Source organism: Falsiroseomonas sp. E2-1-a4 (genome assembly GCF_051433165.1).
Classification (GTDB): Bacteria; Pseudomonadota; Alphaproteobacteria; order Acetobacterales; family Acetobacteraceae; genus Falsiroseomonas.
The window spans coordinates 1-1,214 of record NZ_JBHMFS010000070.1 but is presented as its reverse complement, the minus strand read 5'-3'; the positions used below and the strand labels follow the sequence as shown (position 1 = coordinate 1,214).

At 71.1% G+C, this 1,214-nt stretch carries 1 protein-coding gene; it reads left to right on the top strand.

Features of this window, described 5'->3' with window-relative positions:
- Positions 1–1,200 (top strand): IS3 family transposase gene (locus ACFHNC_RS24680; RefSeq protein WP_437171885.1). Its coding sequence is split into 2 segments (ribosomal slippage), with 1,201 coding nucleotides annotated over them: positions 1–299 and positions 299–1,200; the frame shifts between segments, so codons are not numbered across the junction. This gene is flagged as partial in the annotation.
- Positions 1,201–1,214: the final 14 nt, after the last annotated feature.

Genomic DNA, 1,214 nt, shown 5'->3' with positions numbered 1-1,214 from the left:
CCGCGAGCGTCGGCGGCGCTATTCTGCCGATGAGAAGGTCCGGCTGGTCGAGGAGACGACCCGGCCCGGCGTGACGGTCTCCGCCGTCGCCCGGTTCCACGGCGTCTCCCCCAGCCTCCTGTTCGGATGGAGGCGGCGCATGGCCGAAGGAGGTCTTGAGGCGGTCCGGGCGGACGACGATGTCGTCGCCGCCAGCCGCGTCCGCGAGCTGGAGGCCAAGGTCCGCGACCTCGAGCGCCTGCTCGGCCGCAAGACCATGGAGACCGAGATCCTCCGAGAGGCCCTGGAGCACGCACGCCCAAAAAAAGCGCCGTTGCGCTTGCCGTCGCCGCCACCGGGCGGTTCCCGGTGAAGGCCGTGGCCGACACCCTCGGCGTGGCCCGCTCCAACCTCGCAGATCAGCTCCAGCGCCCCGAGCGGCCTCGCCGCGGCCCCTACCGCCGCGAGGGCGACGACGAGCTGCTGGTGACCATCCGCGCCGTCACAGACCCACGGCCGACCTACGGCTACCGCCGCGTCACGGCCCTGCTGAACCGGGCCAGGCGGCGCTCGGGCGAGCCGCCGGTGAACCGAAAGCGCGTCCTGCGCCTCATGCGCCTCGCCGGCCTCACCCTGCAGCCCTGCACGGCACGCCGCATCGGCCGCACCCACGAGGGCACGGTCGTGGCGCCCGCCTCCAACCGGCGCTGGGCCTCCGACGGGCTCAGCATCCGCTGCTGGAACGGCGAGACCGTGCACGTGGCGTTTGCCATCGACACCCACGACCGCGAGGTCATCTCCTGGGTCGCCACCACGGGAGGCGGCATCTCCGGCGAGATGGTGCGCGACATGATGCTCGATTGCGTCGAGCGCCGGTTCAGCAGCATCCGCGCCCCGCATCCCGTCCAGTGGCTGGCGGACAACGGATCGCCCTACACCGCGGGAGAGACCATCGATTTCGCCACGGCGCTCGGGCTGGTGGCGTGTTTCACGCCGGTCCGCAGCCCCGAGAGCAACGGGGTCTGCGAGGCATTCGTGAAGACCCTGAAGCGCGACTACGTCCGCGTGAACCCGTGCCCCGATGCCCTCTCCGTGCTCCGCCAGCTCCCCGGCTGGTTCGACGACTACAATGACGTCCACCCCCACAGCGGCTTGCGCATGCGCTCGCCCCGTGAGTTCATCGCCCTGCAGTCAGCCACCCAAGCCGAGTGTCCGGTTTAATGGGGTGCACTCCA